Source organism: Pseudomonas sp. Tul2A7, from assembly GCF_054790505.1.
This window is the reverse complement of sequence record NZ_CP186499.1, coordinates 440,586-461,485: the sequence shown is the minus strand read 5'-3', so window position 1 is coordinate 461,485 and position 20,900 is coordinate 440,586. Positions and strand designations below refer to the sequence as shown.

General features: G+C 59.3%; 24 protein-coding genes. 13 read left to right on the top strand and 11 right to left on the bottom strand.

Annotated elements, in window-relative coordinates; translation table 11 throughout:
• Positions 1-32 precede the first annotated feature (32 nt).
• On the top strand, positions 33-1,262 hold the full coding sequence (locus ACOYXJ_RS02165) for a hypothetical protein (protein WP_150795551.1): 1,230 nt from the start codon (positions 33-35) through the stop codon (positions 1,260-1,262).
• 103 nt (positions 1,263-1,365) lie between these two features.
• Here ACOYXJ_RS02165 and ACOYXJ_RS02160 read toward each other — a convergent pair whose 3' ends face one another.
• From ACOYXJ_RS02160 to ACOYXJ_RS02145, 4 genes are all read right to left on the bottom strand, one after another.
• Positions 1,366-1,743 carry a YgaP family membrane protein gene (locus ACOYXJ_RS02160; protein WP_095049253.1) on the bottom strand — a complete coding sequence of 126 codons (378 nt, stop codon included), beginning with the start codon at positions 1,741-1,743 and terminating at the stop codon, positions 1,366-1,368.
• An 81-nt stretch (positions 1,744-1,824) separates the two neighbouring features.
• Positions 1,825-2,295: an RNA methyltransferase gene (locus ACOYXJ_RS02155; protein ID WP_007911337.1), complete on the bottom strand. Its 471-nt coding sequence runs from the start codon at positions 2,293-2,295 to the stop codon at positions 1,825-1,827.
• A gap of 180 nt (positions 2,296-2,475) precedes the next feature.
• Positions 2,476-2,847: a YajD family HNH nuclease gene (locus ACOYXJ_RS02150; protein ID WP_095049254.1), complete on the bottom strand. Its 372-nt coding sequence runs from the start codon at positions 2,845-2,847 to the stop codon at positions 2,476-2,478.
• A 48-nt stretch (positions 2,848-2,895) separates the two neighbouring features.
• The gene (locus tag ACOYXJ_RS02145) at positions 2,896-3,582 is read right to left on the bottom strand and encodes a spermidine synthase (RefSeq protein ID WP_007911335.1); all 687 of its coding nucleotides are present in this window, start codon (positions 3,580-3,582) and stop codon (positions 2,896-2,898) included.
• A gap of 80 nt (positions 3,583-3,662) precedes the next feature.
• Here ACOYXJ_RS02145 and ACOYXJ_RS02140 point away from each other — a divergent pair, with 80 nt between their 5' ends.
• Positions 3,663-3,947, top strand: a complete 285-nt coding sequence (locus ACOYXJ_RS02140; protein WP_150795732.1) for a hypothetical protein — start codon at positions 3,663-3,665, stop codon at positions 3,945-3,947.
• Here the strand turns inward: ACOYXJ_RS02140 and ACOYXJ_RS02135 are convergent.
• The gene (locus ACOYXJ_RS02135; RefSeq protein ID WP_007969596.1) at positions 3,944-4,417 is read right to left on the bottom strand and encodes a cyclic nucleotide-binding domain-containing protein; all 474 of its coding nucleotides are present in this window, start codon (positions 4,415-4,417) and stop codon (positions 3,944-3,946) included. The two genes, ACOYXJ_RS02140 and ACOYXJ_RS02135, sit on opposite strands and share 4 nt — an antisense overlap.
• Positions 4,418-4,620: 203 nt before the next feature.
• A complete protein-coding gene (locus ACOYXJ_RS02130; RefSeq protein WP_460367656.1) occupies positions 4,621-6,675 on the bottom strand; it encodes a S9 family peptidase in 2,055 nt (684 codons plus the stop codon).
• Between the two features lie 226 nt (positions 6,676-6,901).
• Between ACOYXJ_RS02130 and ACOYXJ_RS02125 the strand changes: the two genes are divergently transcribed.
• From ACOYXJ_RS02125 to ACOYXJ_RS02115, 3 genes are read left to right on the top strand one after another with little or no spacing between them, the layout of a single operon-like run.
• Positions 6,902-7,399, top strand: a complete 498-nt coding sequence (locus ACOYXJ_RS02125) for an MFS transporter (RefSeq protein WP_095119087.1) — start codon at positions 6,902-6,904, stop codon at positions 7,397-7,399.
• A 15-nt stretch (positions 7,400-7,414) separates the two neighbouring features.
• Positions 7,415-8,191, top strand: a complete 777-nt coding sequence (locus ACOYXJ_RS02120; RefSeq protein WP_007911322.1) for a class II glutamine amidotransferase — start codon at positions 7,415-7,417, stop codon at positions 8,189-8,191.
• Positions 8,192-8,203: 12 nt separating this feature from the next.
• Entirely contained in the window at positions 8,204-8,746 is a 543-nt protein-coding gene (locus ACOYXJ_RS02115) for a DUF2937 family protein (RefSeq protein WP_034153178.1), read from the top strand.
• A gap of 109 nt (positions 8,747-8,855) precedes the next feature.
• On the opposite strand, the gene ACOYXJ_RS02110 is transcribed toward ACOYXJ_RS02115, so the two are convergent.
• Positions 8,856-9,767: a LysR family transcriptional regulator gene (locus ACOYXJ_RS02110; RefSeq protein ID WP_460367653.1), complete on the bottom strand. Its 912-nt coding sequence runs from the start codon at positions 9,765-9,767 to the stop codon at positions 8,856-8,858.
• A gap of 159 nt (positions 9,768-9,926) precedes the next feature.
• On the opposite strand from ACOYXJ_RS02110, the gene ACOYXJ_RS02105 reads away from it, so the two are divergent.
• The 4 genes from ACOYXJ_RS02105 (at position 9,927) to ACOYXJ_RS02090 (ending at position 13,643) form a co-directional block, all read left to right on the top strand.
• Positions 9,927-11,213: an MFS transporter gene (locus ACOYXJ_RS02105; protein ID WP_150708174.1), complete on the top strand. Its 1,287-nt coding sequence runs from the start codon at positions 9,927-9,929 to the stop codon at positions 11,211-11,213.
• 62 nt (positions 11,214-11,275) lie between these two features.
• Positions 11,276-12,028, top strand: a complete 753-nt coding sequence (locus ACOYXJ_RS02100) for a 5-oxoprolinase subunit PxpA (protein WP_460367651.1) — start codon at positions 11,276-11,278, stop codon at positions 12,026-12,028.
• Entirely contained in the window at positions 12,025-12,729 is a 705-nt protein-coding gene (gene pxpB / locus ACOYXJ_RS02095; protein WP_460367649.1) for a 5-oxoprolinase subunit PxpB, read from the top strand. The genes ACOYXJ_RS02100 and pxpB overlap by 4 nt, the downstream gene beginning before the upstream one ends.
• The gene (locus tag ACOYXJ_RS02090; RefSeq protein ID WP_460367647.1) at positions 12,726-13,643 is read left to right on the top strand and encodes a 5-oxoprolinase subunit C family protein; all 918 of its coding nucleotides are present in this window, start codon (positions 12,726-12,728) and stop codon (positions 13,641-13,643) included. The genes pxpB and ACOYXJ_RS02090 overlap by 4 nt, the downstream gene beginning before the upstream one ends.
• Before the next feature lie 107 nt (positions 13,644-13,750).
• Here ACOYXJ_RS02090 and ACOYXJ_RS02085 read toward each other — a convergent pair whose 3' ends face one another.
• Together ACOYXJ_RS02085 and ACOYXJ_RS02080 are read right to left on the bottom strand one after the other, a co-directional pair.
• Positions 13,751-14,929: a vWA domain-containing protein gene (locus ACOYXJ_RS02085; RefSeq protein WP_007911295.1), complete on the bottom strand. Its 1,179-nt coding sequence runs from the start codon at positions 14,927-14,929 to the stop codon at positions 13,751-13,753.
• Between the two features lie 12 nt (positions 14,930-14,941).
• Positions 14,942-15,787 carry an AAA family ATPase gene (locus ACOYXJ_RS02080; protein WP_134177678.1) on the bottom strand — a complete coding sequence of 282 codons (846 nt, stop codon included), beginning with the start codon at positions 15,785-15,787 and terminating at the stop codon, positions 14,942-14,944.
• Between the two features lie 201 nt (positions 15,788-15,988).
• Between ACOYXJ_RS02080 and ACOYXJ_RS02075 the strand changes: the two genes are divergently transcribed.
• Positions 15,989-16,219, top strand: coding sequence for a DUF4160 domain-containing protein (locus tag ACOYXJ_RS02075; RefSeq protein WP_460367644.1), 231 nt, complete (start codon positions 15,989-15,991; stop codon positions 16,217-16,219).
• Positions 16,207-16,704 (top strand): helix-turn-helix domain-containing protein, encoded by a 498-nt coding sequence (locus tag ACOYXJ_RS02070; protein WP_150795740.1) that lies wholly within the window; start codon positions 16,207-16,209, stop codon positions 16,702-16,704. The genes ACOYXJ_RS02075 and ACOYXJ_RS02070 overlap by 13 nt, the downstream gene beginning before the upstream one ends.
• On the opposite strand, the gene ACOYXJ_RS02065 is transcribed toward ACOYXJ_RS02070, so the two are convergent.
• Entirely contained in the window at positions 16,701-17,777 is a 1,077-nt protein-coding gene (locus tag ACOYXJ_RS02065) for an AsmA family protein (RefSeq protein WP_460367642.1), read from the bottom strand. The two genes, ACOYXJ_RS02070 and ACOYXJ_RS02065, sit on opposite strands and share 4 nt — an antisense overlap.
• Before the next feature lie 127 nt (positions 17,778-17,904).
• Here ACOYXJ_RS02065 and cysK point away from each other — a divergent pair, with 127 nt between their 5' ends.
• Positions 17,905-18,879 carry a cysteine synthase A gene (gene cysK, locus ACOYXJ_RS02060; protein WP_095119080.1) on the top strand — a complete coding sequence of 325 codons (975 nt, stop codon included), beginning with the start codon at positions 17,905-17,907 and terminating at the stop codon, positions 18,877-18,879.
• Between the two features lie 184 nt (positions 18,880-19,063).
• Positions 19,064-20,002, top strand: coding sequence for an aspartyl/asparaginyl beta-hydroxylase domain-containing protein (locus ACOYXJ_RS02055; protein WP_038358439.1), 939 nt, complete (start codon positions 19,064-19,066; stop codon positions 20,000-20,002).
• 273 nt (positions 20,003-20,275) lie between these two features.
• Here the strand turns inward: ACOYXJ_RS02055 and ACOYXJ_RS02050 are convergent, their stop codons facing one another.
• Complete coding sequence (locus ACOYXJ_RS02050) at positions 20,276-20,809, bottom strand: hypothetical protein (RefSeq protein WP_150795742.1); 534 nt, start codon at positions 20,807-20,809, stop codon at positions 20,276-20,278.
• Positions 20,810-20,900: the final 91 nt, after the last annotated feature.

The window sequence follows — 20,900 nt, the reverse complement described above, 5'->3', positions numbered from 1 at the left end:
CCTGCGGATTCAAGCTTTACCAAGGAGTGCGTATGGCTGTCGGATTGTCGCGAGCGTTGATGATTGCGCTGCTGGCGCTGAACGCGCCGGCATGGGCGGCGAAGAAAGTCGATCTGGATTATCACGTGCGCCTGTTGCCACAGAGCGATCAGGCCGAAGTACGCCTGACCCTGGCCAAGGGTGAAGCGGTGCGCAGTCTTGATTTCGATCTTGGCGACGGCAGTCATTACAGCGACTTCAAGGCTGACGGTCAGTGGCTGCTGAGCCCAGGCAAAAACGCACGGGGCGTCTGGCGCCCGAACAGTGACAAGTCCAGCCTGACCTACCGCGTACGCGTCAGCCACGGTCGCAAGAACGGCAGCTTCGACACGCGCATGACCCCAAGCTGGGCGTTGATGCGCGGCGATGAACTGGTGCCGCCAGCCAAACTCGATCAGCAGGACGGCACCGAACTGGTCGCGCGTCTGCAATTCGAATTGCCCGACGGTTGGAAGAGCATCGAAACCGCGTGGCCGCGAATCGGCAAAAACAAGTTCCGCATCGACAATCCTTCGCGCCTGTTCGACCGCCCGACCGGGTGGATGCTCGCCGGCCACCTCGGCAGCCGCCGCACTCGCTTGGGTGAAACCGAGGTCACCGTGGCCTCACCGCAAGGGCAGGGCATGCGTCGAATGGACGTGCTGACATTGCTCACGTTCGTCTGGCCGCAGGTGCAGGCGGTTTATCCACGACATCCGAGCAAGCTGTTGATTGTCGGCGCCAACGACCCGATGTGGCGCGGCAGCCTCGGTGCGCATGAATCCATTTACTTAAATACACGATTGCCGCTGGTCAGTGAAAGCGGCAGCAGCGCGCTGGTGCGTGAGCTGGCACAGGTGTTCGGGCGCATTAACGACGAGCAGCGCAGCGACTGGATCAGCGAAGGTTTTGCCGAGTATTACGCCATTGAACTGGTGCGCCGCGCGGGCGGCATGAGCGATGAGCGTTATCAGAGTTTGCAGGCGAAACTGGCCAGGGACAGCCAGAAAGTCACGACGCTACGCGGCGAGCAGATCAGCCCGGCGCAGGTGGCGAAAGCGGTGGTGCTGTTGCAGGAACTGGATGGCGAGATTCGTTTGAAAACGCGCAACAAGCGTTCGCTGGATGATGTCTTGCGTGGGGCGATGCATCTGGGGACGGTGAGTACCAAGGAGTTTGTGCAGCTGGCCGAGAGCGTGCTCGGCGAGTCTTCCAAAGTGCTTGATACCGGGTTACTTCAGTAATAGCGCTTTCGCGAGCAGGCTCGCTCCCACAGGGGAATGCATTTCAAAAGGTGGGAGCGAGCCTGCTCGCGAAGGGGTCATTAGCCCCACCGCAAATTTCGGATCAAACCCCGGCTTTCGGTGACTTCACCGAATCATTGCCGGTCACGGTGGCGGTGCTGGTCGCCGCCTCGGCATTGGCTTTGAGCTTGCTCAACTCTTCTCCGGCCCGCTCGATCTTCGCCCGCACGTTGTTCATGTCCTGACGACTTTTCTCAAACAGGCTCTTCACCGAACTGTGCCCGGTAATCCCGCGCGCCATGGCCACGCCGCCAATCGCCACCTGAATCAAGCCGAACACACCGCCACGGCGCAGGCCCTTACCGACCATGATCACGCCGCCCGCGAGCGAGCCGATACGCTCCCAACCTTCGACGTTCTGCTCGGAACGGCTCTGGAACGGGGTGGATTCGATACGTTCGACACGTTTGAGCTCGGTCATGATCTTTCTCCAGGCAATAAGTAATGGATAAACAAGCTGACTGCCGGAGCGGTCAGCTTGTTCCATCGGATGTGCGACGCTTCAGCGGAATTTTGGCCCGGAGCGGGTGTTCAGGCCTTTGGCCATGCGGTCGTAGAGCACGACGTTGACCGTGGCGGCGAGGTTCATGCAGCCGGTGGTCGGGATGTACACGACGTCTTCGCACCAGTCGCGGATCTCTTTATCCAGCGAGCCGTCTTCCGGGCCGAAGATGTACAGGGCGCGATCCGGGTGGGTGTATTCCGGCAGCGGGCGGGCGCCCTCGACCAGTTCCACGGCGACCGGTACGCAATTGAGCGGGAGGATCTTTTTCAGATCGTCGATGCCGATCAGCGGGATGTCGTAGTGGACGCGCTTGGTGTCGGTGACGAAGTCGGCGGCGCGTTCATAACGCTTACCGGTGTAGAACACCGACGCCACGCCATAGCAGCCTGCGGCGCGCATCACCGAACCGACGTTCTCTGGTGATTTGGGGTTATACAAACCAATGCAGCTGTACCGTTTGTCTGCCACGAGCGGGGTGCCTTCGGGAAAAAGAGCGCGATTATACGGGGATTGGGGGAGGGCGGCACCGCTCGTTCCCACACTCTGCGTGGGAACGTCTCTTCGGACGCTCTGCGTTCGGCTTTGCAAGGGACGCGGAGCGTCCCGGGCTGCATTCCCACGCAGAGCGTGGGAGCGATCATGACTGGCTTATTCTTCTTTCTTCATCAACCCGGCCAATGCGGCAAACGGGTTATGCGTTGCCTTGGCGATCTTCGGCGTGCTCAGCGAGCCTTCGCTGAAATACTGCTGATCGGTATAGCGCGAGTGTTCGTTGTCGTGGCAATACAGGCACAACAATTCCCAGTTCGAGCCGTCCTGCGGGTTGTTGTCGTGGTTGTGGTCGCGGTGGTGCACGGTCAGTTCGCTCAGGCGCTTGCCGGAAAACTCACGGGTGCAGCGGCCACAGACGTGCGGGTACATCTTCAGGGCCTTGTCGCGGTAGCCCATTTCCTTGTCGCGCTGGTTGTCGGCGAGGATGCGATCCAGCTTCGACGTGTTGGTTGGGGTGGACGAACTCATGGGTTCACCTTTGTAAAAGACTAATGACGGTTATGCGCAGAGTTTAGCTCAGCCCTTGAGCTTCTCGGCAATCCAGATCGTGTGGCGCGTGCCCTTGTTGCCATGGGCGAAGACCTGGACTTCTTCGGCCTTGAAGCCGGCCTTCTTCAATTTGTCGGAAAACAGCCGGTCGGCGCTGGCCGACCATACCGCCAGCACGCCTTTGGGGCGCAGGGCCTTGGCGCAAGCATTCAGACCGGCGGCCGAATACAACCAGCTATTGGCCTTCTGGGTCAGGCCTTCGGGGCCGTTGTCGACGTCGAGCATGATCGCGTCGAAACCGTTCGGCTCGCTTTGCAGGACCTTGGCCACGTCTTCCTGACGGATCACCGTGCGCGGATCCAGCAGCGGCCGGCCGGACTTCTCGCCGAGCGGGCCACGGTTCCACTCGACCACGCCGGGCACCAGCTCCGCGACGACCACTTCGGCAGTCTTGCCCAGATGCTTGAGCGCGGAGGCGAGGGTGAAACCCATGCCCAGACCGCCGATCAGCACCCGCGAATCCGGCCGCCCAGCGACCTTGCGGCACGGGATTTCGGCCAGTGCATCTTCGGAACCGTGCATGCGCGTGTTCATCAATTGCCCGCCGTCGCCGCCCTGGATCTTGATGACGAAATCCTCGCCATACTCGAACAGGCACAGGGCACCGCCGCTTTCAGGGATCGGGGTGGTGTCGAGCAGAACGAAACGTTTCATGGAAATCTCTACAAGGGGGAAGGCAAGCAGGCCCGTTGGGAGTAGCCTGAGCGCAGACTAGAGGCCAAACGGAGCCCTTGATGAAGCGCACCATTCTAACGGTCATTGCCCTGGCCGCGCTCTCGATTACTGCAGTGCAGGCGCAACAGGCGATTCCGCTCAGCCCGGCGCCGCAACCGGGCTCGCCCGGCACCGCGACACCGACGCCATATCCGCAGATCACGCCGATCAACATTCCCAAGTCCGGTGCCGGCAGTGGCAGTCCACCGCTGGTGCCGATCGAAATGCCCAGTCCACCGAGCAAGGATCAACCGGTGCCGGGCATTGAACCGACCGGCACCAAGGCAAAATCCCCCGGGGGTTAAACCTGTTGCGCGGCCAGTTGGCCATCGGCCATGCGCAAGCGTTTCGACAGGGAGACGGCGAGGGCGCGGATGATCTTCGCGGCGATCTTCGGCGCGTCGTTGAGCATTTTTTCCAGCGAATCCTTGCCGAGGTTCAGAAGTTGGCAGTTGCTCGCAGCGATGCAGGTGGCCGAGCGGCGCTCGCCATCAAGCACGGCCATTTCACCGAACGCCCTACCGCTGCGCAGGGTGGCCATAGTGATGACCTGGCCATCGGGCCCGGTTTTCTGCACGGCGACCTGGCCGGTGTGGAGGATGCACATGAAGCTGCCGGCATCGCCCTCACGGAAAATCGCCTCGCCTTCAGCCACGGTGCTGATGCTGAAATAGCCGGAAGCGGCCGCAAAGTCGGCCAGCTGCAATTGATCGAACAGGCCGCAGTCCATCAGCCAGTCGCGGATTTCGTTGTTCAGTAAGGTCGGTTCTGACATGTCGTCACGGTCTTTTTGTTTTCACATTTTCAAGGCTGTACACCGCCCCTGTGGGAGCGAGCCTGCTCGCGAAAGCGTAGTGTCAGTCACCGACGATGTAGATGACAGGTCGCATTCGCGAGCAGGCTCGCTCCCACAAAGGGATCTTGGGCGTATCGGCCTCTTGGGTCTGGAATTAAGACCCAAGTGACCGACGGAGTTCCTCAGGCCAGACCCAAAACCTTGAAAACAAATGCGTATTCGAGCGCTACGTCACGTAATCCCTGATAACGCCCGCTCATCCCGCCATGCCCGGCGCCCAGTTCAGTCTTGAGCAGCAGCACGTTGTCGTCGGTTTTGGTCGCGCGCAATTTTGCCACCCACTTGGCCGCCTCCCAGTACTGCACGCGGCTGTCGTTGTAGCCGGCGATTACCAGCGTTGCAGGATAGTCCTGCGCGCTGACGTTTTCGTAGGGCGCGTAAGCCTTGATCCGCTCGTAAACCTCCGGCTCCTCGGGATTGCCCCATTCGTCATATTCGGTGACGGTCAGCGGCAGCTCCGGGTCGAGCATGGTGTTGAGCACGTCGACGAACGGCACTTCGGCAATCGCCACGCCGAACAGATCCGGGCGCTGGTTGAGCACGGCACCAATCAGCAGACCGCCGGCGCTGCCGCCACTGATCGCCAGTTTTTCGGCAGTAGTGATGCCGTTGAGGATCAGGAATTCGGCGCAGGCGATAAAATCGCTGAAGGTGTTGTGCTTGTGTTCCTGCTTGCCGGCGCGATACCAGGCCTCGCCCAATTCACCGCCGCCGCGCACGTGAGCAATGGCGAAGGCCATGCCACGATCCAGAAGGCTCAGACGGGCATGGGAGAACCACGGATCGAGGCTTGAACCGTAAGCGCCATAACCGTACAGATACAGCGGCACCGCTTGGCCGACCATTTCGCGCTTCATCACCAGACTGATCGGCACTTGCGTGCCGTCCGGCGCCGTCGCCCACAGGCGCTGGCTGACGTAGGCATCGGCGTCGAACGGGCCGAGCACCGGGGTTTCTTTCAACACCGCTTGTTCGCCGCTGGCGAGGATCAGTTGGCGAACCTGTGCCGGACGGTTCAACGCCTCGTAGCGCAGACGAATGCGGTCGCTTTCAAATTCCAGGCTGTTTTGCACATAGAGGCTGTAGGCCGCGTCCGGCAATTGCACGCGATAAGGCGTCAGACCGTGTGGGTGCACTTCGATGATCGGCAGGCCACCTTCGCGCAGACTCAGGGTCATGGCCTCGGTGTTGAGGCTGACGCCATCGAGCATCACCGTATCGCTGTGGGGGATCAGGTTTTGCCAGTCGGCTTCGGTCGGCGCGATGCCAGTGTCCGGGGCCTGATACAGGGCGTAGTTGATGCCGTCGCGGTTGGTGCGGATAAACCACGTCCACACGCCATCAAGCAGGCCGTGATCGACATCGTATTCATGATCTTCGACGCGCGGCGCCAGGCAAGTGAACGGCAGGTGCGGCTGATTGGCGTCGAGCGCCCAGACTTCGCTGGTGGTCTTGCTGCCCAGCGACAGCAGCAATTGCTGTTCGGAACTGGAGCGGTAGCAATGCAGGAAGAAACGCCCGTCCGGCTCGTGGAAAACTTCTTCGGCAGCGGTGCCGTCGAGGCGATAACGAAACAGTTTGTGTGGGCGATGGGTGTCGTCGAGTACGCCGAAAAACAGGGTCAGGCTGTCGTTGGCCCAGGTCATGCTGCCGTCGCAGTCTTCGAATTCCAGTTCGCTGACCTTGTCGTTGGACAGCTCTTTGACGAACAGCGTGTAAATCTCATCGCCCGAGGCGTCGACGCTGTAGGCCAGACGCTGATGGTCTGGGCTGATGCTGAAGGCGCCCAGCGAGAAGAAGCCGCCGTTGGCCAGCTCATTCGGGTCGAGCAGCAGTTGTTCGCGGCTTTCGTCGAGGGTCAGGCTGTCGTCCGCCGGTCGCGGGCAACGGTAGTGCCGGGCGTATTCGTCACCGGCGGTGGTGCGCGTGTAATACAGGTACGGGCCCCACGGCGAGGGCAGGGACAGGTCGGTTTCGAGGATCCGGCCCTTGATCTCTTCGAACAAGGTTTCACGCAATTCGGCCTGATCGGCGGTCTGCGCTTCCTGCCAGGCGTTTTCGGCCTTGAGGTAATCGAGCACCGCGTCGGTGTCGCGCTCCTGCAGCCAGGCATACGGGTCGGCACCGGGCGCCTTGTGAGCAATCGGGGCACTGATGACGTTGGCGGATTGGGGCATGGAAGGCTCTCGGACAATGTACGGAATAAGGGTTTTCGCAGCGCTTGAAACCGCCGCAGACCCTGTAGGAGTGAGCCTGCTCGCGATAAGGCCGGCACATTCAACATCAATGTTGTCAGGCTGTCCGTCATCGCGAGCAGGCTCGCTCCCACAGGTCGCATGTCTATTGGGACAAGCCGGACGGGCGAAAAGTCGTTACTATAAGCGCCTCTTTGCCTGCCTTGCCATGGACACCATGACCGAGAACGACTATCTGATCGCCTGGGGCCTCTACGCCTTTGCCGCTGTGGGCTGCCTGTTGGTATGGATGCGCCTGACTACCTGGATGTGGCGCTGGTTGCGCGAGCCGCTGCGCGTGCTGATGGCGGTGTTGCTGTTCAGCCCGACCATCATTGATCCGGTCAAAGCCAAGGTTGCGCCGTCCATTGCCATCACCGCGCTGGACCTGGCCTTCAAGGTCGGCAACAACGCCTGGCGTGCAGTCTCCGATCTGTTCATGTACAGCATGATCGCTTTCGGCATTTACCTGATTTTCGTGGCGATCCGCTTCCCGATCGAACGTGCTTCGCGTGCGCGTCGTGAACAGGCCGAAGCCGCCAAAGCCGCCGCGCGCGCTGATGACCGCGATGACGATCAACCGTTTGGCGGTGCCGGTGATGACCGTTATGGTCGTCCACCTCTGCCGAACAATCCGCAGCGCATGCGGGTCGAGCCGCGCCTGTAACCCGAGAGTCCGCACATGTGTGAATTACTGGGCATGAGTGCCAACGTGCCGACCGATATCGTGTTCAGCTTCACCGGCCTGATGCAGCGCGGCGGCCGCACCGGCCCGCACCGTGACGGCTGGGGCATTGCCTTCTATGAGGGCCGGGGTTTGCGTCTGTTTCAGGACCCGGCGGCGAGTTGCGAGTCGGAAGTCGCCAATCTGGTGCAGCGCTATCCAATCAAAAGCGAAGTGGTCATCGGCCACATCCGCCAGGCCAACGTCGGCAAGGTCTGCCTGTCCAACACTCACCCGTTCGTCCGCGAACTGTGGGGGCGCAACTGGTGTTTCGCGCACAACGGCCAACTCGCCGATTTCACTCCGATCAAAAGCTTCTACCGCCCGGTCGGCGATACCGACAGTGAAGCGGCGTTCTGCGATTTGCTCAACCGCGTGCGTGCAGCATTCCCGGAGCCGGTCGATATAGAAGAGCTGTTGCCGGATCTGGTCGCTGCCTGCGCCGAATACCGCAGCAAAGGCGTGTTCAACTGCCTGCTCAGCGATGGTGACTGGCTGTTCTGCTATTGCTCGACCAAACTCGCACAGATCACCCGCCGCGCACCGTTCGGCCCGGCGCGTCTGAAGGATGTCGACGTGATCGTCGATTTTCAGGCGGAGACCACGCCCAACGACGTGGTCACGGTGATCGCCACCGAACCTTTGACCGAAAATGAAACCTGGACCCGCTACGAACCGGGCCAATGGAGCCTGTGGCGACGCGGTGAATGCGTCAGCCAGGGCAAGACCGAATAAGGATTGCACCCCATGTTGCTCAGTTATGTACGGCTGGTGTTGTTTGCGGCGGGCCTGTTGATCGGTGTCCAGGTGCCGGGATTCATCAATGATTACGCGAAGCGGGTCGAGGCGCATCTGATCGAAGCGCAGACCGGTTTGCGCGGTTTTCAAGGGACTGCCGAGCAGTTCTTCAAGGGCGATATGCAGGCACTGGTGGCGCATTACCGCGCCAGTGAAGATCCGATCTTCCGCAGCGACGCCGACAGTCTGAACACCTTGCTCACGCGTCAGGTGGCGTTGGACAAGCAGTTCCAGGCGATGCAAGGCCCGTGGTACATCCGCTTCCTGCAAGTGGTGCTGGCCGCTGACCCGGATATTCGCAAGGAAACCTGGAACGGCTACAGCTACCAGATCCTGCTGACCCCGGAAGCGATGATCTGGGGCATGAGCGGGGCGTTGCTGCTGTCGTTCGGCATTGAATGCCTGTTCCGCTTGATCGATTGGGTTGTTCTCGGTGGCCGACGCCTGCGCCAGAGCCGGCCGATCGAAGACCGCGACGTGCGCGGTCTCTGATGATCGTTCCCACGCTCTGCGTGGGAATGCCTCAACGGACGCTCCGCGTTCGGCTTTCGAGGGACGCGGAGCGTCCCGGGCTGCATTCCCACGCGGAGCGTAGGAACGATCAACTTAACGCGATGTAGTCCTTGCCCACCTTGATCGCATATCCCTCCAGCACCTGCTGACACAACGTCACAATCTCCTCGACCCACTCGACCCCCACCCGCCACGACACCACTACCTGCAGATTCGGTGGTCGCTGATCGATGTCCAGCAAAGTCAATTCGCCCCGCGCCAACTCTTCGGCGACCAACACCGGTGGCAGCACACCAATCCCAAATCCATCACGCAATAACCGGGTAATCGCCGACACCGAATTCACGCAGTTCAAGCGTGGAGCCAGCACACCGTTGGCCTGCATCAACGCCAGAAGATCCTGATGCGGTCGGGAGTTCTTCGAGTAGGTGATGATCCGCTCCTGCGCCAGTTCGGCAAGGTCGGCGTAGTCGCGGTTGTAGATCGAATTACTGGCGACAATCCAGCCCAGCGGATGGCTGGCCAGCTCCAGACTGCGTACGCTTTCATGGCGCACCAGGTCAGTTTGCAGAACGATATCGAGAAAGCCTTTTTGCAACTGATCGCAGAGGTTCAGCGAAGTATCCGCCACCAGCTCGATTTCCACCCGCGGATACAGATCGGTCATCTGCGCCACCAACGGGCTGAGCCAGGTGTGGATTACCGTGTCCATTACGCCGATACGGACGCGACCAACCTTGCTCGAACGGGTCTCGATCGACTGTTTCAGCGCTGACATCGTGTCGAGCATCTGCTCGGCATACTCCAGCACTTTCAGGCCTTCGGGCGTCAGGCTGACACCGCGTGAATCGCGCAGAAACAGCTTCACCCCCAGCTCACCTTCCAGCACCGCGATGCGGCTGGAAATCGACGCCTGGGTGGTGAACAGCTTGTCGGCGGTCAGGCGAAAACTCTTCAGTCGGGCGACCCAGACAAAGGTCTCGAGAAACTTCAGGTTCATGGGCAAGGCTCGGGTGACAAATTTTTCTTATGGCTAAGGCGGGTTTTTATTCGTTGGACGCAGCAGGGCCGCGCGACGAAAAATCGACGCATCCGGTCCCCACGATAGGCGTCGTCGGGGCTACGAACAAGACCAATAAAAAACCTGCGGAGATAAGCCATGCGTGCTCCCGACACCCTAGAAGTACCCAAGGCAACGGCGCGTCCGGGGCCGTTCGACTGGTATCGCAACATCAACCAACAGGAGCGCCGCACGTTCTGGAGCTGCAAGATCGGCTACGGTCTGGACGGCATGGACACGCAGATGCTCAGCTTCGTCGTGCCGACGCTGATCGCGATGTGGGGCATTACCACCGGCGAAGCGGGGCTGATCCACACCAGCACCTTGATCGCTTCGGCCATCGGCGGCTGGGTCGCCGGAATTCTCTCCGACCGCATCGGTCGTGTACGCACCTTGCAACTCACCGTGCTGTGGTTCGCCTTCTTCACCTTCCTCTGCGGCTTCGCGCAAAACTACGAACAACTGTTGATCGCGCGGACCCTGATGGGCTTCGGGTTCGGCGGCGAATGGACCGCCGGCGCGGTGCTGATCGGCGAGGTGATCCGCGCCAAGGACCGTGGCAAAGCGGTGGGCATGGTGCAATCGGGTTGGGCACTGGGTTGGGGGCTGACGGCGATTCTGTATGCGCTGCTGTTCTCGGTGCTGCCGCCGGAAGATGCCTGGCGCGCACTGTTCATCCTCGGCATCGTGCCGGCGATTTTTGTGATTTTCGTCCGTCGACTGGTGAAGGATCCGGAGATTTACCGCGAGGCCAAGGCGCAGCAAACGCCAGAGAACCAATCAAAGTTCTATGAGATCTTCGCCCCCGGCATGCTCTTCACCACGATTCGTGCTTCGCTGCTGACTACCGGTGCTCTGGGTGGCTATTACGCGATCACTTCCTGGCTGCCGACCTTTCTGAAAAACGAACGCGGCTTGAGCGTACTCGGCACCGGCGGCTATCTGGCGATGGTGATTGTCGGCTCCTACGTCGGCTATGTGATTAGCGCTTATCTGACTGACCTGCTGGGGCGTAAGAAGAACTTCATTCTCTTTGCGGTCGGCTCGTTCACCATCGTTCTGCTCTACACGCAGTTGCCGGTGAGCAACGGCGTGATGCTGTGGCTGGGCTTCCCTCTGGGCTTCTTCGCCTCGGGGATTTTCAGCGGCATGGGCGCGTTTCTGACTGAATTGTTTCCTACACGAATTCGCGGTTCGGGGCAGGGCTTTTGCTACAACATCGGTCGGGCGCTGGCCGCTTTGTTTCCGCTGCTGATCGGTCTGCTCAGCCAGAAGGTGCCGTTGAGCGTAGGCATTGGTGCCTTTGCCGCAGTGTCTTACGGCGTGGTGATTATTGCGGCGTTGAGCCTGCCGGAAACCCGCGGCAAGCAACTCGATGCGCAGTAACTGATAACCTGCGCAGCACAGTCCTACAGATAAAAAGACAAGCACCTACAGGAGTGTTCACCGTGAGCCGCCTGCTATTGAATTGCGACATCGGCGAGAGTTTCGGCAGCTGGACCATGGGTCTGGATGCCGAGGTCATGCCCTTCATCGATTGCGCCAACGTGGCCTGTGGTTTCCACGCCGGTGACCCGAGCATCATGCGCAAGACCGTCAGTCTGGCGTTGAGCCACGGCGTCCAGATCGGTGCACACCCGGCCTATCAGGATCTGGTCGGTTTCGGCCGCCGCTCCATGGCGTATTCGGCGCAAGAGCTGCAAGACATCCTGCATTACCAGATCGGCGCCCTCGACGGCATCTGCAAGGCGCAGGGCGGCCGTGTCAGTTACGTCAAGCCCCATGGCGCGATGTACAACGACATGATGGCCAACCCGGCACAATTGCGTGCGGTGATTCAGGCGGTGGCCGCTTACGACCGCAGCCTGCCGCTGATGCTCATGGCCACCCGTGACAACTCCGCCGTGCAGCAGATCGGCGATGAGTATGGCGTCATCCTTTGGTTTGAAGCCTTCGCCGACCGTGCTTACGACAGTGCCGGCAAACTGGTTTCACGACAATTGCCGGGCGCGGTGCATCACGACCCGGAAAAAATCATCGAGCAAGCCCTGACCATTGCCCGTGGCGACAACCTCAGCGCCAGCGACGGCAGCGCGTTGCGTCTGCACGCCAATACCCTTTGCGTACATGGCGATAACGCCAGTTCGGTCGCCGCCGTGCAACGCATTCGCGAAGCCTTGAATCAGCAGCGTGCCTCATGAACCCAAGGGTTGAAGTGGTGGCACTGGATTGCCTGATGGTGCGTCTGTTTGATGAGATCGCCGAAGCCAACATGCCGTGGATGCTCGCTGCCAGTGAGCGTTTGCGTGCGGCATTCGGCGAGCAACTGATTGATCTGGTGCCGTCCTATACGACGTTGATGGTGCATTACGATTTGACGGCTCTGAGCCCGAGTCAGGCGCGGGAGTTGATCGCCGAGGCGTTGATCGACCTGTCGCCGAATGTGCAAACCGCTGGCCAATGCCATGTGCTGCCGGTCTGGTACGACTTGAGCGTCGGTCCGGAACTGGTCCTGCTGGCCGAGCGCAGTGGGCTGGCAGTGGAGGAAGTGATACGTCGCCACAGTGGTCGCGAATATCAGGTGTTTGCGCTTGGCTTTGCGCCGGGCTTCGCCTTTATGGGGTTGGTGGAGGAGGTTCTGGCGGCGCCACGTCTGAACACGCCGCGCAAGAAAGTCGCTGCGGGCAGTGTCGGCATTGCCGAGCGCCAAACCGCTGCGTATCCCGTGGTCTCGCCTGGTGGCTGGAACCTGATCGGCCGCACCCCGGCGAAACTGTTCGATCGCACACGTGATGGCTACAGCCTGATGCAACCGGGCGACACCGTGCGATTCGAGGCGGTCAGTCATGCCGAGTTCATCAATCTGGGCGGCGACGACACACCACTGGAGGCGCAGGCATGAGCCGACTGACAATTGCAGCGAGTACACCGCTGTGTCTGTTGCAGGACGCAGGACGTTTCGGCGTGCGCCATCTGGGCGTTACCCAGGGCGGCGCCGCAGATTGGTGTTCGATGAGCTGGGCCAACTGGTTGCTGGGCAACGGACTGGATGTGCCGGTGATCGAAATCACGCTTGGCGGGTTTGCCGTAGTCGCTGAAGACGATTGTTTGCTGGCACTGGCCGGAGCTGATCTTGGCGCGCAGATTGATGGTCAACCGCTGGCGCCGTGGCGCAGTTTCAAGTTGGGTAAAGGACAGAAGTTGCTGTTCACGCAACCGTTGCTCGGTGCCCGGGCTTATCTGGCGGCGCCCGGCGGTTTCGAGGCGCCCAAGGTCTTGGGTAGTAGCGCAACAGTGGTGCGCGAGGCGTTCGGTGGTCTGGATGGCCTGGGCTTGCCGCTGGCGAAGGGGGCGGCGCTGAGTTATCGCGGTGAATCGCTGTCGCTTCGCGAAGTGCCTTTGGCGTTACGGCTGGATTTGAAATCGAATGCGCCGCTGGATCTGGTGCTCGGCGCACAGATCGGCCAGTTCAGTGGGCAGAGTTTGTTTGATGCCTTCAACAGTGCCTGGACGCTGGACAGCCGCGCCGATCGAATGGGCATTCGTTTGCTGGGCAAGGCGTTGGAATATCAGGGCCAGCCAATGATTTCTGAAGGAATTCCGCTCGGTGCGGTGCAAGTGCCGCCGGACGGCCAGCCGATTGTGTTGCTCAATGATCGGCAGACGATTGGCGGGTATCCACGTTTGGGGGCGTTGACGCCGTTGGCGTTGGCGCGGTTGGCGCAGTGCCTGCCGGGGGCGCAGGTGCGGTTAAGGCCGGTGGTGCAGGACGTTGCGCACTGTGAGCACATCAAATACCTGCAGCGCTTTGTTTGATCGTTCCCACGCTCCGCGTGGGAATGCCGCCCGGGACGCTCCGCGTCCCTGTGACGCAGAGCTTCAATGGATGCGTTCCCACGCAGAGCGTGGGAACGATCTGGTCGTCATTTGGACAAAAACCGCATCCCTTCCTCAAGCCCGCGCAACGTCAACGGATACATCTGATCCTCGATCAGATCCCGCACGATATTGGTCGACGAGGTGTATCCCCACGTATCTTTCGGATACGGATTGATCCAGATGAGCTTCTTGTACTTCTCCATGAAGCGCTGCATCCACACGTAGCCCGGCTCTTCGTTCCAGTGCTCGACACTGCCGCCGGCCTGGGTGATTTCATAAGGCGCCATGGCGGCGTCACCGATGAAAATCACTTTGTAGTCGGCGCCGTACTTGTGTAGCAAGTCCTGGGTCGAAGTGCGCTCCGAGGTGCGGCGCATGTTGTTCTTCCACACCGATTCGTAAACGAAGTTGTGGAAGTAGAAGTACTCCAGATGTTTGAACTCGGTCTTGCAGGCCGAGAACAGTTCTTCGCAGATCTTCACGTGCGCGTCCATCGAACCGCCGATGTCGAACAGCAACAACAGCTTCACCGTGTTGCGGCGCTCGGGACGCATCTGGATGTTCAGCAGGCCGGCGTCCTTGGCGGTGTGGTCGATGGTGCCGTCGATGTCCAGCTCTTCTGCCGCGCCTTGGCGGGCGAATTTGCGCAGTCGGCGCAGGGCGACTTTGATATTGCGCGTGCCCAGTTCCACCGAATCATCGAGGTTCTTGTACTCGCGCTGATCCCAGACTTTCACGGCTTTGCCCTGGCGCTTGCCAGCATCGCCGACCCGAATGCCTTCCGGGTTGAAGCCACCGGAGCCGAACGGGCTAGTGCCGCCGGTGCCGATCCATTTGTTGCCGCCGGCGTGGCGCTCCTTCTGTTCTTCCAGACGTTTCTTGAACTCTTCGATCAGCTTGTCCAGACCGCCGAGGGACTGGATCTGCGCGCGTTCCTCGTCGCTCAGCGAGCGCTCGAACTCCTTGCGCAGCCAGTCTTCGGGAATCAGCGCCTGCAAATGATCGTCGAGTTTTTCGAGGCCATTGAAGTAGGCGCCGAACGCACGGTCGAACTTGTCGAAATGGCGTTCGTCCTTGACCAGAATCGCCCGTGACAAGTAGTAGAACTCGTCCATGTCGGCGAAGGTCACGCGCTGTTTCAGCGCGTTGATCAGATCGAGCAATTCGCGCACCGACACCGGCACCTTGGCGGCACGCATTTCATTGAACAGGTTGAGCAACATGGCATCAGCCTCTTAGCGGGTGCCGCGACGGCTCATGAACGCCAGGCGCTCAAGCAGTTGCACGTCCTGTTCGTTCTTCACCAAAGCACCGGCCAGTGGCGGAATTGCCTTGGTCGGATCACGTTCACGCAGCACCGCTTCGCCGATGTTGTCGGCCATCAACAGCTTCAGCCAGTCGACCAGTTCCGAGGTCGATGGCTTCTTCTTCAGGCCCGGCACCTTGCGCACATCGAAGAACACGTCGAGCGCTTCGCTGACCAGATCCTTCTTGATGTCCGGGTAGTGCACGTCGACGATTCTTTGCAGGGTCGGGCGGTCCGGGAAGGCGATGTAGTGGAAGAAGCAGCGGCGCAGGAAGGCGTCCGGCAGCTCTTTTTCGTTGTTGGAGGTAATGATGATGATCGGGCGCTTCTTGGCCTTGATGGTCTCGTCGATCTCGTAAACGTAGAACTCCATCTTGTCGAGTTCTTGCAGCAAGTCGTTGGGGAACTCGATATCGGCCTTGTCGATCTCGTCGATCAGCAGAATGACCCGCTCTTCGGACTCAAAAGCCTCCCAGAGCTTGCCCTTCTTCAGGTAGTTGCGCACGTCGTGGACTTTTTCAGTGCCCAGTTGCGAGTCGCGCAGACGGCTGACCGCATCGTATTCGTACAGGCCCTGATGGGCCTTGGTGGTGGACTTGATGTGCCAGGTGATCAACTTGGCGTTGAACGATTCGGCCAATTGCTCGGCGAGCATGGTCTTGCCGGTGCCCGGCTCGCCCTTGACCAGCAGCGGCCGCTCCAGGGTGATGGCGGCGTTGACCGCCAGCTTCAGGTCATCGGTGGCGACGTAGGCCTGGGTGCCTTCGAACTTCATCTGCTAATCCTCGAACGGTAACGCCGACCTGAACGGGCAGGGCGGGGGCGAAATAATCGGATGCCCGACTATAGCGCGCAGGCCGGTCGACTGTGAACGCAGACGGCGTATTCAGTCTCTGAATGGGGCGTCACATGTTGACTCAGTCTCGGCCGATGGCCAGTATTCAGGTATCGCCGATTTGGCGATAGCCTCTCGGTCATGACGACTAAATACCGATTTCGCGACAAATACCGCATTCAGTTGCGCGAGAAGGATCATCCGCCGCCCTATGTGCACCTTATCGGTGGCGGCGTGGATGTGATGCTGAGCCTTGAAACCGTTGGGGTGATGATGGGCAAGGCGCCGCCACTGATTATCAAGGAAGCGCTGGCGTGGGTCTCGGCTCATCAAGTGCAACTATTGGAGGACTGGAAACGATGTTACCCATGAAAAGGCCTCGCCTGTCAGCAGTGCAGGCATTGTCAGACTTTCGATTGGCACTGACCTTTATTGATGGACAGGAACTGACACTTGATCTCTGCCGGGATATTAAAGCTTATCCAGGGTTGCAGCCATTGCTCGATTCCAAGGTGTTTTTGACCGCGACATTGGATGACTATGGCTGGACTGTCGAATGGCTTGAACCCGATATACAGATTGGTGCAAATACACTTTACATGGATGCGCTAGCTCAAAACGCAGCCGATGAAAACACGCGAATCTTTATCGACTGGCGCGCCCGAACGGGACTGTCTCTTAGTCAGGCTGCCGAAGCGCTGGGTGTCAGCGCTCGTAGCATCAGTCGCTACAGTAATGGGCGCGAGGCAGTCCCACGTTCACTGGCGCTGGCTTGCCTGGGCTGGGATTCACTGCAACAAAGCTCAACAATGGCTGCAGAAGAGTCGGGTCGCTATATCGTCAACCGCAAAACCTAACCCGCATCAGGCTTCGGCCGCTCATACCGCGCATTGAATGCCTGTACGAAACCATTGCGCAAAATCTGCAAAAACGCTTCGAACGCGCTGATGTTTTGCTGATGCACGTTGCCGCTGAGCTCGACTTTGGTGGCGAACTGGTTTTTCGCCTGATTCTTCAGCACGGTTTCAGTACCACCGACCAAAGCCTCCCAGACTGAGCGGAAGATGCTCTTGTTGTTGTTTTCCACGTCCTGCTGCCAGTTGAAAACTTCGACGTCGCGCAGCAGTGGTTTGATGTAGCCGTTGACCTTGGCTTTTTTGGCTTGGGCTTCGATCACCACATCACCGTGGCCGGCGTTGAAGTCGAACTTGCCGTAGGCCGAGGCAAAGTCGTTCATGCTTTTGAGTTCGATGTCCTTGGCGCGCAGGCGGAATTCGAAGTCCTCGAAGTTGCTCAGAGGGTCGAACGTTGCGGTGGTTTCCAGCGGTGCATGCCCCAGCAGCAGGGCTTTGCCTTCAAAGCGGGCGTCGCGTTTGCCCTGTTTGTCGACCACGTTGGTCAGGTTGTAGATGTTCGCGTCGACGTTGGTCGCGTTCATGTTGACCGGCGGTTTTGAGTTGAAATTGCGGAAGCTGATCTTGCCGTCGTGAATCTGCACTTCGTCGAGGGTTATCGGCAGCAATTTGCCTAGTTGCGCACGCCAGTCAGTGCCCTGACCGGTTTGAGAGTTCTGCTTGTTGGCTCCGCCATCGACGAAATTGATCTCGGGATTGACGAATTTCACTTGCGCCACCACAGCATGGTCGTACCACAGCGAATGCCAGCTGACAGCAAGATCGATCAGCGGTGCATTGACGAACGGCACCGGCACCTTGCCGTCGACCTTGACGATTTTCAGGCCATTGATCTTGTAGGCGCCGCGCCACCACGCGAGGTCGACGTCAGTGATCTGGCCCCGATAGTCACCCATGTCCGCCAGTTTGCCGTTCAGGTAGTCACGCACCATGTAGGGCAGGGCGATGTGCAGCGCGATCAGCAGCACAACGACGACGGCGAAAATCCCTAGTGGCCAACTGTAGCGACGCTTCATGACGGCAATTCCCTGACGATGTAAGCGATTGACTGTTACGCCGCGCAGACGTTCGACCCGACTGGACTGCGCCAGGCAACAGGCATACCTTTGAAGGCTGAATTCAATGCTGCATAAGGACCCAGCCATGAGCCGTATTTTTGCTGACAACGCCCATTCCATCGGTAATACGCCGCTGGTGCAGATCAACCGCATCGCACCGCGCGGCGTGACCATTCTGGCCAAGATCGAGGGGCGCAACCCCGGTTATTCGGTCAAGTGCCGGATCGGCGCCAACATGATCTGGGACGCCGAAAGCAGCGGCAAACTGAAACCGGGCATGACCATTGTCGAGCCGACGTCGGGTAACACGGGCATTGGCCTGGCATTTGTTGCCGCTGCCCGCGGTTATAAATTGATGCTGACCATGCCGGCCTCGATGAGCATCGAACGCCGCAAGGTTCTCAAGGCTCTGGGCGCCGAACTGGTCTTGACCGAGCCGGCCAAAGGCATGAAAGGCGCAATCGAGAAGGCGGCCGAAATCGTTGCCAGCGATGCTGACAAGTACTTCATGCCATCGCAGTTCGATAACCCGGCCAACCCGGCGATTCACGAAAAAACCACCGGTCCGGAAATCTGGAACGACACCGATGGTGCGGTGGATGTACTGGTGGCCGGCGTCGGCACCGGCGGAACCATCACGGGCGTTTCGCGGTATATCAAGAATACCCAGGGCAAACCGATCCTGTCGGTGGCGGTGGAACCGGTTTCCTCGCCGGTGATCAGCCAGGCGCTGGCGGGCGAAGAGATCAAACCGAGTCCGCACAAGATTCAGGGGATCGGTGCCGGTTTCGTGCCGAAGAACCTGGATCTGTCGATGGTCGACCGGGTCGAGCAGGTCACCGACGACGAATCCAAGGCCATGGCGCTGCGCTTGATGCAGGAAGAAGGGATTTTGTGCGGCATCTCCTGCGGTGCAGCGATGGCGGTAGCAGTGCGTCTGGCGGAGACGCCGGAAATGCAGGGCAAGACTATCGTGGTGATTCTGCCTGACTCGGGTGAGCGTTATCTGTCGAGCATGTTGTTCAGCGATCTGTTCACTGAACAGGAGACTCAGCAGTAATCCAGTTGATTCAGGTCAGCCGCGGTTCAGGATCGTTATGCTAATAAATGCTTTGTTGCGCAATTCTTAACACTGATTCTTGTGTAAGGCGGGTTTTGCCCGGCGCCGGTAGTGTTTATCATGGCCGGCTGCCATGCCGGGTAAAGGGCGTTGCGCAGCGTTGTCTTTATTCAAGGAGTTGTTGATGACCTTTTCGTTTGCCGCCAAGGCGTTTGTGCTGCTGCTCTTTTTGGGCAGCACGCTCTATGTGCATTTGCGCGGCAAGGCGCGTTTGCCGGTTCTGCGTCAGTTCGTCAACCACTCGGCGCTGTTCGCTCCGTACAACGCCTTGATGTACCTGTTTTCCGGCGTCCCGTCGAAGCCGTATCTGGATCGCAGCAAATTCCCGGAACTGGACGTGCTGCGCGACAACTGGGAAACCATTCGCGACGAAGCCATGCATTTGTTCGATGAGGGCTATATTCGCGCGGCGGAAAAGAACAACGACGCCGGTTTCGGTTCGTTCTTCAAGAAGGGCTGGAAGCGTTTCTACCTCAAGTGGTACGACAAACCGCTGCCGTCGGCTGAAACCCTGTGCCCGAAAACCGTGGCGCTGGTCAGCGCGATTCCCAACGTCAAAGGCGCGATGTTCGCGCTGTTGCCGGGTGGCAGCCATTTGAACCCGCATCGCGATCCGTTCGCCGGCTCGCTGCGTTATCACCTCGGCTTGTCGACGCCGAACTCCGACGATTGCCGGATCTTCGTCGATGGTCAGGTTTACGCCTGGCGTGACGGCGAAGACGTGATGTTCGACGAAACCTACGTGCACTGGGTCAAGAACGAAACCGACCAAACCCGCGTGATCCTGTTCTGCGACGTCGAGCGTCCGCTGAGCAACCGCCTCATGACCCGCATCAACCGCTCGATCAGCGCCTGGCTCGGCCGTGCCACCGCACCGCAGAACCTGGATGATGAACGCGTCGGCGGGATCAACCAGGCCTACGCCTGGAGCAAGAGCTTCAGCGACAAGTTCAGTGGCGTGGTCAAACAGTGGAAACGCCGTCATCCGAAGGCCTACCGCGTGATGCGACCGGTACTGGCGGTGGTGGTGTTGACGTTGTTGGGGTATTGGCTGTTTGGTTGAGGCTGGCTCAGGCAATAAAAAACCGCTCCTTGTGAGCGGTTTTTTTTATGAAGAGAAGGTGAATGAGGCGCCAGCGAGGACGCCTCCGGGCTCTTCCGCTGCTGGATTCACCAATGCTTCTCTGATTCGGTGCAACTCCCGTTCAGACAACTTTCCCGAAGGGCGTTTTCTATCAGCTTTTATCGATCTGGCGCCTGGCGCCTTTTTTTCAATGGCAGCCTTCATGGTGCCTCCGGCGTTGATCATTAAATGAGCAGTTGTCCGATACTAGTCTTACCAAATTAGCTTCACAAGCCTACCCTCCGAATCGAATTCAAAACCCAGCTGCCGGTAAAGAGAAATCACCCCTGGGAGAGGCTCCTGAATTTCAATTTGTGTACTGCCGATGATTCGTGCGAAGTGAGTCACGGCGGTCAAAGCAAATGTCGCTACTCGGCTTTTGAGAGGGTGATCGTTATCGGGCTTTCCTTCCAGGCGCACAATTTTCACTCGCAACCGGCTCTGATTAGGGTTTGCAAAGCAAAGTCCGCATAACTCCTGATCAAACCAGATTGCTAAATCGAAGCTAAGTGGTTCTTTGGCTTTCCACCTGGCAACTTCTTGCCAAGAGAAGTGAGGATCAAACCATTCTTCATAGGCACTCAGAGCTTGAGCATCGATTGCTTCGAAACGAACTCTGGAGTGATCAACATCCACTATCCCTTGCTGCAACAAGTCTTTGTGCAGCTTTGCGAAAGTAACCCCAGCCTGTTTCCTGGCCTGAGATTTATACACCTGGTAGCGCAAATACGTCCGTTCCCTTGGCATGTGATCCCGTGCATTCCTTGTCCTCCATGGTTGGGTGTCGCAACTGCAATCCAGCCTATTCACCTTGCAGCCAACTGTCCCTGCTGGCCCT

What these genes read in the sequence shown, in the direction of transcription:
- ACOYXJ_RS02165 (WP_150795551.1), top strand. Translation starts at nt 33, where the DNA reads ATGGCTGTCGGATTGTCGCGAGCGTTGATGATTGCGCTGCTGGCGCTG.
- ACOYXJ_RS02160 (WP_095049253.1), bottom strand. Translation starts at nt 1,743, where the DNA reads ATGACCGAGCTCAAACGTGTCGAACGTATCGAATCCACCCCGTTCCAG.
- ACOYXJ_RS02150 (WP_095049254.1), bottom strand. Translation starts at nt 2,847, where the DNA reads ATGAGTTCGTCCACCCCAACCAACACGTCGAAGCTGGATCGCATCCTC.
- ACOYXJ_RS02145 (WP_007911335.1), bottom strand. Translation starts at nt 3,582, where the DNA reads ATGAAACGTTTCGTTCTGCTCGACACCACCCCGATCCCTGAAAGCGGC.
- ACOYXJ_RS02140 (WP_150795732.1), top strand. Translation starts at nt 3,663, where the DNA reads ATGAAGCGCACCATTCTAACGGTCATTGCCCTGGCCGCGCTCTCGATT.
- ACOYXJ_RS02135 (WP_007969596.1), bottom strand. Translation starts at nt 4,417, where the DNA reads ATGTCAGAACCGACCTTACTGAACAACGAAATCCGCGACTGGCTGATG.
- ACOYXJ_RS02130 (WP_460367656.1), bottom strand. Translation starts at nt 6,675, where the DNA reads ATGCCCCAATCCGCCAACGTCATCAGTGCCCCGATTGCTCACAAGGCG.
- ACOYXJ_RS02125 (WP_095119087.1), top strand. Translation starts at nt 6,902, where the DNA reads ATGGACACCATGACCGAGAACGACTATCTGATCGCCTGGGGCCTCTAC.
- ACOYXJ_RS02120 (WP_007911322.1), top strand. Translation starts at nt 7,415, where the DNA reads ATGTGTGAATTACTGGGCATGAGTGCCAACGTGCCGACCGATATCGTG.
- ACOYXJ_RS02115 (WP_034153178.1), top strand. Translation starts at nt 8,204, where the DNA reads ATGTTGCTCAGTTATGTACGGCTGGTGTTGTTTGCGGCGGGCCTGTTG.
- ACOYXJ_RS02110 (WP_460367653.1), bottom strand. Translation starts at nt 9,767, where the DNA reads ATGAACCTGAAGTTTCTCGAGACCTTTGTCTGGGTCGCCCGACTGAAG.
- ACOYXJ_RS02105 (WP_150708174.1), top strand. Translation starts at nt 9,927, where the DNA reads ATGCGTGCTCCCGACACCCTAGAAGTACCCAAGGCAACGGCGCGTCCG.
- pxpB (WP_460367649.1), top strand. Translation starts at nt 12,025, where the DNA reads ATGAACCCAAGGGTTGAAGTGGTGGCACTGGATTGCCTGATGGTGCGT.
- ACOYXJ_RS02090 (WP_460367647.1), top strand. Translation starts at nt 12,726, where the DNA reads ATGAGCCGACTGACAATTGCAGCGAGTACACCGCTGTGTCTGTTGCAG.
- ACOYXJ_RS02085 (WP_007911295.1), bottom strand. Translation starts at nt 14,929, where the DNA reads ATGTTGCTCAACCTGTTCAATGAAATGCGTGCCGCCAAGGTGCCGGTG.
- ACOYXJ_RS02080 (WP_134177678.1), bottom strand. Translation starts at nt 15,787, where the DNA reads ATGAAGTTCGAAGGCACCCAGGCCTACGTCGCCACCGATGACCTGAAG.
- ACOYXJ_RS02075 (WP_460367644.1), top strand. Translation starts at nt 15,989, where the DNA reads ATGACGACTAAATACCGATTTCGCGACAAATACCGCATTCAGTTGCGC.
- ACOYXJ_RS02070 (WP_150795740.1), top strand. Translation starts at nt 16,207, where the DNA reads ATGTTACCCATGAAAAGGCCTCGCCTGTCAGCAGTGCAGGCATTGTCA.
- ACOYXJ_RS02065 (WP_460367642.1), bottom strand. Translation starts at nt 17,777, where the DNA reads ATGAAGCGTCGCTACAGTTGGCCACTAGGGATTTTCGCCGTCGTCGTT.
- cysK (WP_095119080.1), top strand. Translation starts at nt 17,905, where the DNA reads ATGAGCCGTATTTTTGCTGACAACGCCCATTCCATCGGTAATACGCCG.
- ACOYXJ_RS02055 (WP_038358439.1), top strand. Translation starts at nt 19,064, where the DNA reads ATGACCTTTTCGTTTGCCGCCAAGGCGTTTGTGCTGCTGCTCTTTTTG.
- ACOYXJ_RS02050 (WP_150795742.1), bottom strand. Translation starts at nt 20,809, where the DNA reads ATGCCAAGGGAACGGACGTATTTGCGCTACCAGGTGTATAAATCTCAG.